This window comes from Agromyces humi (genome assembly GCF_009720255.1).
Lineage (GTDB): Bacteria > Actinomycetota > Actinomycetes > Actinomycetales > Microbacteriaceae > Agromyces > Agromyces humi.
This window is the reverse complement of record NZ_WJSP02000606.1, coordinates 1-1,503: the sequence shown is the minus strand read 5'-3', so window position 1 is coordinate 1,503 and position 1,503 is coordinate 1. Positions and strand designations below refer to the sequence as shown.

The 1,503-nt window shown below is 72.8% G+C and carries 2 protein-coding genes; both read right to left on the bottom strand.

Going from position 1 to position 1,503, the window contains the following annotated elements; all coding sequences use genetic code 11:
- Window positions 1-104 precede the first annotated feature (104 nt).
- Window positions 105-437, bottom strand: a complete 333-nt coding sequence (locus GH736_RS22765; RefSeq protein ID WP_159607275.1) for a chorismate mutase — start codon at window positions 435-437, stop codon at window positions 105-107.
- A gap of 32 nt (window positions 438-469) precedes the next feature.
- Window positions 470-1,503: permease (locus GH736_RS22760; protein ID WP_159607273.1), on the bottom strand; the 1,034-nt coding region annotated here is incomplete at its 5' end.

Genomic DNA, 1,503 nt, shown 5'->3' with positions numbered 1-1,503 from the left:
CGCGCCGGCGAGGCGCGCCGCGGTGAAGAACCCGAGGCCGGCGTTCGCGCCGGTGACGAGGTACCGCCGCCCGGACTGCGGCGGGAGCGGGAGGGGATACCAGGTCACAGGCCGTCGCCGGCGCCGCCGTTGCCGGCGAGCTCCTCATGGTGCTGGATGACCTCGGCGACCACGAAGTTGAACCACTTCTCGGCGAACGCGGGGTCGAGGTGCGCGTCCACCGCGAGCGCCCGCAGCCGGGCGATCTGCCGCTTCTCGCGCTCGGGATCGCTCGGCGGCAGTCCGTGGGCCGCCTTCAGCCGTCCGACCTGCTGCGTGAACTTGAAGCGCTCCGCGAGCAGGTGGATGAGGGCCGCGTCGATGTTGTCGATGCTCGACCGGATGCCGAGCAACTCGCTCATCGCGGCGTCCCGGTCGTCGATCAGCCCGTCAGTCATGCATCGAGCGTACCCGCGCAACCCGCCCGCGCTCACCCTGTTGCGGCGCGCACGAGCACCGGCCGCGTGGAGAGCAGGCCCAGCCACACGATGCCGATCCCGACGGCCAGCACGCCCGCGATGACGAGCAGCGACGCGGGCGCGACGATGAGGGTGATGCCCGTCAGCGGCAGCATCACGACGGCGGCGGTGACGGCCGAGCCGATGGCGGTGATGCGCAGCGGCGACATCACCGAACGGCGGCGCGCGGCATCCATCGTGCCGACCGGCATGCCGAGCATGTCGAGGCTGCGGTAGAGCTCCCCGCGGTCGAGGATGCCGGCGGCCTGGTTGACGCCCACCGAGCACGCGACCATGAGGAACGAGCCGATCACGGTGATGAGGATGCCGGTGCGGATGTCCGCCATGAGCACCTCGGAGTCGGCGTCGCCGCCGGTGCCGAGCGCGTCGAGCACGGCGACGCCGGTGCCCGCGAAGACCGCCATGAAGCTCGTCATCGCCACCCCGCCCACCTGACGCCACGCGCCCTTGGGCGACTCGAGCACCGTGCGCGCGGCGAGCAGCCTGCCCGGCGTCTTCGCGCGCTTCGCCTGCCCCTTGGCGACGAGCCGGATCACCCACGGGCCCACCAGGTTGAGCACCGCGAGCGAGGCGCCGAACCCGAACGCGAGCATGGCGAGGATCACCATCACGCTGCCTGCGACCTGCAGCACCGACATCACGCCGAACGCGAGCGCGACCACGACGACGGCCACGACCGCTCGCACCCAGTGCAACCGCGGCGCCTCCTGACGGGTGCGCACGCCCAGCGGTGAGATGACCACCTGCCGAAGCCCCAGCACGGCGCTCAGCGCGGCGAGCGCGGCGATCGCGAACGGGACGGCCACGAGCGCCCACCACGGAAGCAGCACTCCGGATGCCCCGAGCGGCTCGCCGCGGAACTCGATGAGCCCGAGCAGCGGCACGATGGCGAGGTACACCGCCACGCCCGCGACCGCGCCGACGAGCGCGAGCACCGCCGACTCGATCACGGCGAGCGCGGACACCGTCGCGGGCGTCGCCCCCA

Bases quoted from the DNA above. Each gene is read 5' to 3' on its own strand.
- GH736_RS22765 (WP_159607275.1), bottom strand. From the start codon at position 437: ATGACTGACGGGCTGATCGACGACCGGGACGCCGCGATGAGCGAGTTG.